This window comes from Streptomyces sp. NPDC006207 (assembly GCF_040613835.1).
In the GTDB taxonomy this organism is placed as follows: Bacteria; Actinomycetota; Actinomycetes; order Streptomycetales; family Streptomycetaceae; genus Actinacidiphila.
The window spans coordinates 57,026-65,061 of sequence record NZ_JBEXSX010000057.1 but is presented as its reverse complement, the minus strand read 5'-3'; the positions used below and the strand labels follow the sequence as shown (position 1 = coordinate 65,061).

General features: G+C 71.7%; 5 protein-coding genes and 1 pseudogene. 1 reads left to right on the top strand and 5 read right to left on the bottom strand.

Annotation, left to right across the window (positions count from 1 at the left end; all coding sequences use genetic code 11):
• From ABZ312_RS34145 to ABZ312_RS34125, 5 genes and pseudogenes are all read right to left on the bottom strand, one after another.
• Positions 1 to 149: pseudogene (locus tag ABZ312_RS34145) on the bottom strand (ketol-acid reductoisomerase); the annotation flags it as partial.
• A gap of 76 nt (positions 150 to 225) precedes the next feature.
• Positions 226 to 753, bottom strand: coding sequence for an acetolactate synthase small subunit (gene ilvN / locus ABZ312_RS34140; RefSeq protein WP_018563397.1), 528 nt, complete (start codon positions 751 to 753; stop codon positions 226 to 228).
• Between the two features lie 32 nt (positions 754 to 785).
• A complete protein-coding gene (locus tag ABZ312_RS34135) occupies positions 786 to 2,663 on the bottom strand; it encodes an acetolactate synthase large subunit (RefSeq protein ID WP_500330467.1) in 1,878 nt (625 codons plus the stop codon).
• Between the two features lie 212 nt (positions 2,664 to 2,875).
• On the bottom strand, positions 2,876 to 5,710 hold the full coding sequence (locus ABZ312_RS34130; protein WP_500330465.1) for a putative bifunctional diguanylate cyclase/phosphodiesterase: 2,835 nt from the start codon (positions 5,708 to 5,710) through the stop codon (positions 2,876 to 2,878).
• 272 nt (positions 5,711 to 5,982) lie between these two features.
• Positions 5,983 to 6,936 (bottom strand): 2-hydroxyacid dehydrogenase, encoded by a 954-nt coding sequence (locus ABZ312_RS34125; RefSeq protein ID WP_500330464.1) that lies wholly within the window; start codon positions 6,934 to 6,936, stop codon positions 5,983 to 5,985.
• 56 nt (positions 6,937 to 6,992) lie between these two features.
• Here ABZ312_RS34125 and ABZ312_RS34120 point away from each other — a divergent pair, with 56 nt between their 5' ends.
• Positions 6,993 to 7,985: an aldo/keto reductase gene (locus ABZ312_RS34120; protein ID WP_499514154.1), complete on the top strand. Its 993-nt coding sequence runs from the start codon at positions 6,993 to 6,995 to the stop codon at positions 7,983 to 7,985.
• Positions 7,986 to 8,036 lie beyond the last annotated feature (51 nt).

Genomic DNA, 8,036 nt, shown 5'->3' with positions numbered 1-8,036 from the left:
CCCTCGTGCAGACCGACCCGCACGTCCACACCCGAGTCGCGCAGCGACAGCGCGTGCGCGTGCCCCTGGCTCCCGTAGCCGATGACCGCGACCTTGCGGCCCTGGATGATGGACAGGTCGGCATCGTCGTCGTAGAACAGCTCGGCCACTTCGGGTCTCTCCTTGGTGATCTGGGGGGTTGCCCACACACTACGTCCGCGGGCGGAATCAAGTTTTACGGTCTCGCTATGCGGTCCGGTCGAGGGCGCGCAGGGAGCGGTCGGTGATCGAGCGGGCGCCGCGGCCGATCGCGATCGTGCCCGACTGCACGAGCTCCTTGATGCCGAAGGGCTCCAGCATCTTCAGCATGGCCTCGAGCTTGTCGGCGCCGCCGGTGGCCTCGATGGTGACCGCCTCGGGCGAGACGTCCACGGTCTTGGCGCGGAACAGCTGGACGATCTCCACGATCTGGGAGCGGGACTCGTTGTCGGCGCGCACCTTCACCAGGACGAGTTCGCGCTGGACGGCGGCGGAGGGCTCCAGCTCGACGATCTTCAGGACGTTGACCAGCTTGTTCAGCTGCTTGGTGACCTGCTCCAGCGGGAGGTCCTCGATCACGTTCACCACGATGGTGATGCGGGAGATGTCGGCGTGCTCGGTGGTGCCGACGGCGAGGGAGTCGATGTTGAAGCCGCGCCGGGAGAACAGGGCGGTGATCCTGGCCAGGACGCCGGGCTTGTTCTCCACCAGGACGGAGAGCGTGTGCTTGGACATGTCGCGTCGTTCCTCTGCTTCTCTCTCGGTCCTCAGTCGTCCGCGGCGTCGCCGAAGTCGGGGCGGACGTCACGGGCGGCCATGATCTCGTCGTTGGAGGTGCCGGCGGCGACCATCGGCCACACCATGGCGTCCTCGTGGACGATGAAGTCCACGACGACCGGGCGGTCGTTGATGGCGTTGGCCTTCTCGATGACCTCGTCCAGCTCGTCGGGGGACTCGCAGCGCAGGCCGACGCAGCCCATGGCCTCCGACAGCTTGACGAAGTCCGGGACGCGGGTGCCGGCCGGCGGGGTCTGGCTGACGCCCTGGTGGGAGCCGCGGCCCGCGTTGGTCTCACCGGCGTGCAGGACGGTGTTGGAGTAGCGCTCGTTGTAGAAGAGCGACTGCCACTGCCGGACCATGCCCAGGGCGCCGTTGTTGATGATGGCGACCTTGATCGGGATGTTGTTCAGCGCGCAGGTGACCAGCTCCTGGTTGGTCATCTGGAAGCAGCCGTCGCCGTCGACCGCCCACACCGTCGCGCCGGGCCGGCCGGCCTTGGCGCCCATGGCCGCGGGGACGGCGTAGCCCATCGTCCCGGCGCCGCCGGAGTTGAACCAGGTGTTGGGCCGCTCGAAGGAGATGAACTGCGAGGCCCACATCTGGTGCTGGCCCACGCCGGCCGCGAAGAGGGTGCCCTCGGGGGCCAGCTCGCCGATCCGCTGGATGACCTGCTGCGGGGACAGGCTGCCGTCGGCGGGCAGGTCGTAACCGAGCGGGTAGGTGTCGCGCAGCCCGCTCAGCAGCTTCCACCAGTCGGCGTAGTCGCCGCGGCGGCCCGCCTCGTGGTCGGCCTGGACGGCGACGATCAGGTCCGCGATGACCTCACGGGCGTCACCCACGATCGGCACGTCGGCGACGCGGTTCTTGGAGATCTCGGCCGGGTCGATGTCGGCGTGCACGATCTTGGCGTACGGGGCGAAGGAGTCGAGCTTGCCGGTGACGCGGTCGTCGAAGCGGGCGCCGAGCGCGACGATCAGGTCGGCCTTCTGCAGGGCCGCGACGGCGGAGACCGAGCCGTGCATGCCGGGCATGCCGACGTGCTGGGCGTGGCTGTCGGGGAACGCGCCCAGCGCCATGAGGGTGGTGGTGACCGGGGCGCCGGTCAGCTCGGCCAGGATGCGCAGCTCGCCCGTGGCGCGGGCCTTGAGGACGCCGCCGCCGACGTACAGCACGGGGCGCTTGGCCTCGTTGATCAGCCGGGAGGCCTCGCGGATCTGCTTGGCGTGCGGCTTGGTGACCGGGCGGTAGCCGGGCAGGTCGGCGGTGGGCGGCCAGGAGAACGTGGTCTGCGACTGCAGGGCGTCCTTGGCGATGTCGACCAGGACCGGGCCGGGGCGGCCGGTGGAGGCGATGTGGAAGGCCTCGGCGATGGTGCGCGGGATGTCGTCCGCGTTGGTGACGAGGAAGTTGTGCTTGGTGATCGGCATCGTGATGCCGCAGATGTCCGCCTCCTGGAAGGCGTCGGTGCCGATCGCCTTGGAGGCCACCTGGCCGGTGATCGCCACGATGGGGACCGAGTCCATGTGGGCGTCGGCGATCGGGGTCACCAGGTTGGTCGCGCCCGGGCCCGAGGTCGCCATGCAGACGCCGACCTTGCCGGTGGCCTGCGCGTAGCCGGTGGCGGCGTGGCCCGCCCCCTGCTCGTGCCGGACCAGGACGTGGCGCACCTTCGAGGAATCCATGAGCGGGTCGTACGCGGGAAGGATCGCACCACCCGGGATGCCGAACACCGTGTCGGCACCGACCGCCTCAAGAGAACGAATGAGGGACTGGGCGCCCGTGACGCGCTCGGCGGGAGTGGGCTGCGGCGCGGCGCCGCGGGCCCGCGGCTGCGGGTGGTGGGCCCCGGTGGCCTGCTCGGTCATCTGGTTCTCATCTCTCAGGAGTTTGAGGGTGGAGAGGGCGGTATGTCTGGATCCCAGGCAACAAAAAACCCCTCGTGCCGGCAGGCAAGCGAGGGGAGCGCGTCGGTGCGTTCCACGAGGCGGTCAGGGGCCCCGGGTCAGCCGACGCGCTTTCCAAGTACGAGAATTCGGGTGCGCATGGGACTGACCTTCCTCCTCGCGAGCAGGGAGTGTCAAGCGGGTGGGACAGGCGTCTCATTATTTGAGCGTAGCTCGTCCGCCTTACGTGTGCCGCGCACGGAGATCCGGCTGCTGCCGAGCGGGACCGGCCCACCGGGCACCGGGTAGCCCCCGCGGGTCAGCGAGGAGCGCAGCCGGTGCTCGTCCAGCGGCCCCGAGAATGCCATGCCCTGGCCGTGGGTGCAGCTCATCTCACGCAGGACCAGCACCTGCTCGGGACGGTCCACGCCCTCGGCCACCGAGCGGATCCCGAGGTCCTCGGCGATGCGCAGCAGCCCCGTGGTGATCTTCCGCAGCCGTGATGACTCCACGACGCCCTCGGTGAGCCCCCGGTCCAGCTTGAGCACGTCGACGGGGAGCCGTCGCAGCGCGTTCATGGGCGCGTAGCCGCTGCCGAATCCCTCCAGGGAGATGCGCACCCCGAGCCGGCTCAGCGCGGTCAGCCGTCGCTCCAGCTCGTCCAGGGAGATCCGCGGGTCCTGGTCGGCGATCTGCAGGACGAGGCAGTCCGGTGGCAGCCCGTGCCGTTCGAGCAGGGCCTCGACGTCCTTGGTGGGCAGCTCGCGGTGCATCAGGCGCCGGGTGGACAGCCGTACGGCGACGGGGACCGGGCAGCCCGCGGCGCGGCGCAGCGCGGCCTGGCCGACCGCCTCCTCCAGCAGCCAGCGGGCCAGCTGCGCGGTGCGGTCGGTGTCCTCCGCGACCCGCAGGAACTCCGCGGGGGTGAAGAGGATGCCCTGCGCGGAGCGCCAGCGGGCCTGCGCCTCGACCGCGGTCACCTCGCCGGTGCCGAGGTCGACCACGGGCTGGTGGAGCAGGGCGAACTCGCCGTCCCGCAGGGCCGTGCGCAGCCGCCCCGCCAGCTCGGCCCGGCGCACCACCTCGGCCTGCATGGCGGGCGCGTACATCTCGACCCGGCCCTTGCCGGCCTGCTTGGCCCGGTACATCGCCAGGTCGGCGTTGCGCAGCAGCTCGCCGGCGCTGACCCCGGGGTCGGCGAAGGCCACGCCGATGCTGGCGGCCACCCGGACCTCGGTGCCGTCCACCCGGTACGGCTCGGAGAGGGCGGCGCGGAGCCGGTCGGCGACCTCGTGGACCTGGTACTCGCGCAGATGGCGGTCGGCGCTGGTGCCGCAGATGAGGGCGGCGAACTCGTCGCCGCCCAGGCGTGCGGCGGTGTCGCCGGCGCGCACCGAGTCCCGCAGGCGCCGCGCCGCCTGGACGAGGAGTTCGTCGCCGGCCTGGTGGCCGACGGTGTCGTTGACCGCCTTGAAGCCGTCGAGGTCGATGAAGAGCACCGCCGTGGTGCCGGTGTCGCCGTCGCCGGCCCGGCGGCCGCCGATCGCCTGGCGGATCCGTTCGGTGAACAGGGCCCGGTTGGGCAGGTCGGTGAGCGGGTCGTGCGAGGCGTTGTGCTGCAGCTGGGCCTGGAGCCGGACGCGCTCGGTGACGTCCCGGCTGTTGAAGATCAGGCCGCCCTGGTGGCGGTTGACGATCGACTCGACGTTGAGCCAGCTGCCGTCACCGTGCCGTATGCGGCACTCGATGCGGGTGGCGGGCTCCTCGGCCGCGTGGGCGGCCAGGAAGCGGCGCACCTCGTGCACCACCCGGCCCAGGTCCTCGGGATGGATGTGGGTGGCGAACTCGGTGCCGACCCACTCCTCGGGGTCGCAGCCGTACACGCCCTTCGCGGCGGGGCTCACGTAGCGCAGCACGCCGGTCGGCGAGGCGATCATGATGACGTCGCTGGAGCCCTGCACGAGCGACCGGAAGTGGTTCTCCTTCTGGGCCAGCTCATGGGTGAGGGCCATGTTGTCCAGAAGCATGATCCCTTGGCGCACGACCAGGGCGAGCACCACGGTGCAGCCGGTCAGGAGCACCACCCGGTCGCTCTTGCGACCGTCGATGACGTTGTAGAGGATGCCGAGCACGCAGACCGCGGCGGCCAGGTACGGGGTCAGCGCCGCCAGTGAGCCGCTCACCCGGCGGCCCTGCTCCTGTTGCCGTTCGGCGGTCGCCCGCTCCGCGGCCACCCGCTCGCCGACCCAGGGGGCGTAGGCGAGCAGCATGCTGCCGGCGAACCATCCGGCGTCCAGGATCTGGCCGGAGCTGTAGTGCTCGCGCAGCAGGGGCGAGGTGAACAGCGCGTCGCACAGCACGGTCAGGGCGAGGGAGGCGATGGCGGTGTTCACCGCCGCCCGGTTGGCCGAGGAGCGCCGGAAGTGCAGCGCCAGCACCATGCTGACGAGCATGATGTCCAGCAGCGGGTACGCCAGGGACAGGGCGATGCGCGCGGTGCTGCGCCCCTCCCACAGAGCCGTCTGGGCCAGGGCGAGGGTCCACGAGAGGGTCAGCAGGGAGCCGCCGATCAGCCAGGCGTCCAGTCCGAGGCAGACCCAGCCGGCCCGGGTGACCGGCCGCTTGGCGAGCACCAGCAGCCCGATGATCGCGGGAGGGGCGAAGAGCAGGAAGCAGAAGTCGGCGACCGAGGTGCGCGGCACGTCGTCGCGCAGCACGACCTCGTACCAGCCCCAGATGCCGTTGCCGAGCGCGACCATGGCGGAGGAGACGGCGAACAGCGCCCACGCGGGACGGTACCGGTCGGCGGGGGCCCTGTGGACGTAGACCAGGCAGGAGACGGCCGCGGCCAGCGCGGCCACGGAGAGCCCGAAGTCGCCCATGACCAGGGCCAGCCCGGTGGATCCCCAGCCGAAGGCCGATCCGATGGCGTAGCCGCCGCAGAGCACGGCCAGCAGCATCTGGGGCAGCAGGCCGGTCCGGTTGCCCGGCGCGGACGCCTGCGAGAGGACCGCACCGGGCGCGCTCACGGCGTCGTCCCGTGACGCCGTGAGCGTCCCCGGCACGGTGTGCTGTGGTCCAGCGTCGGATGCTCTCTCCATTGGCCGTACATCGCCCGTCGCCCCCCATCAAGTCCTGAGTCGTCCCACGCCCGTTCGCAGCTCGCCGAGCCACGCCGGTCGTGTTCCCCCAGTGCGGGACGATACACCAGTTCAGTCACTCAGGGACATAGTTCCTCTACACAGCGTGACCACGCGTAGCGTCCTGCCCCACGCGTGGGGCACCCGGTGCCACGGCGCGGTCAGGTGGTCATGACGACGTTCGCGAGGTCCTGGCCGGCCGCGAAACGGCGGAGTTGCTCGCGGAGCAGCCGCTTGGCCCTGGGCAGGAACGCGGAGGTGCTGCCGCCGACGTGCGGGCTGATCAGGACGCCCGGGGCGTGCCACAGCGGGTGTCCCGGAGGCAGCGGCTCGGGATCGGTGACATCGAGTGCCGCCTGGAGGCGGCCGGCCTCCAGCTCCCCGAGGAGCGCCTTGGTGTCCACCACGGGTCCGCGGGCGACGTTCACCAGCAGGGCCCCGTCCTTCATCCCGGCCAGGAACCGCGCGTCGGCCAGATGGCGGGTGTCCGCGGTGAGCGGGGTCGACAGGACGACCACGTCCGCCTCCGGCAGCAGCCGCGGCAGGTCCCCCAGGGCGTGCACGGGGCCGCGCGGGGAGCGCCGGGCCAGCCGCGCGACCCGGGTGACGTGGCATTCGAAGGGGGTGAGCCGGTCCTCGATGGCCGCGCCGATCGATCCGTAGCCGACGATGAGCACGTGCTTGTCGGCGAGCGCCGGGTAGAAGCCGGCGTGCCATTCCTCGGCGTCCTGGCCGCGTACGAAGCGGGGGATGCCCCGCAGGGCCGCAAGGGTGAGGGTGACGGCCAGCTCGGCGGTGCTGGCCTCGTGCACCCCGCGGGCGTTGCACAGCCGCACGCCCGGCGGGAGCTGCCGCAGGTAGGGCAGGACGTGGTCGACACCGGCGCTGAGGGTCTGCACCACACCGACCCCGGACATCCGGGGCAACGGGCGGCCGGCGACCTCAGGGCCCTTCATGTAGGGCACGACGTAGAACGCGGCGTCGGCCGGGTCGGCCGGGAACTCCTCGGCACCGTCCCAGAAGAGGTAGTCGAGCTCTGCGGGGAGCCCTTCGACGTCCGTTGCGGGGATCGGGAGCCAGACCGTGGGGCGGTGGTTCCGGGTGATGTCAGCCATGGTCAGGAGGCTATGGCACAGTGGGGCGGCGCGAGAGGTCAGCGGAGGTCAGCCAGGTGGAGTGCAGGACGGTCGGATCGGCGGCTCTGGAGGTGGGCGCCGTCGGCCTGGGATGCATGCCGATGAGCTGGGCGTACACGGCGTCCCGGCAGGACGGCGAATCGTCACTGCGGGCCGTGCACGCGGCGGTCGACCACGGCACGACGCTGCTGGACACCGCCGACATGTACGGGCCGTTCACCAACGAGCTGCTGCTGGGCCGGGTGCTGAAGGAGCGTCGCCGGGAGGTCTTCGTCTCCACCAAGTGCGGACTGCTCGTCGGTGAGCAGCACCTGGTGGCCAACGGCCGTCCCTCGTACGTGAAGCGGGCCTGCGACGCGTCGCTGCGGCGGCTGCAGACGGACGTGATCGACCTCTACCAGTTGCACCGGGCCGATCCGGAGGTCCCCGTCGAGGAGACCTGGGGCGCCATGGCGGAGCTGGTCGCGGCCGGCAAGGTGCGCGCGCTGGGGTGGTGCGCGGTGGGCGCGCGGGCGGCCCGGCGCCCGGGTGCGGGCATATACGACGAGACGTTGCGGCAGTTGCGCCGCGCCCAGCAGGTCTTCCCGGTCAGCTGCGTGCAGGCCGAGCTGTCGGTGTGGTCGCCCGAGGCGCTGGCGCAGCTGCTGCCCTGGTGCACGCAGCGCGGGGTCGGGTTCATGGCCGCGATGCCGCTCGGCAACGGCTTCCTGACGGGCACGCTCACCCCCGGACAGGGCTTCGAGCCGGATGACGTACGGGCCCGCCATCCCCGGTTCACGGCCGAGATGATGGCCGCCAACCAGCCGATCGTCGCGGGACTGCGCCGGGTCGCCGAGGTGCACGGTGCGACCCCCGCGCAGGTCGCGCTGGCCTGGGTGCTCGCCCAGGGACCGCAGGTCGTGCCGATCCCCGGGGCGAAGCGGGAGCGGTGGACGGTGGAGAACGCCGGCGCCGCGGAACTGCGCCTGTCCGACGAGGACTTCGCGGAGATCGCGGCGCTGCCGCCGGCCCGGGGTTCCTGGGACTGAGGTCGCCACCGGGACCAACGGGGCCACCGGGGCCGGAAGGACCCGGGGGAC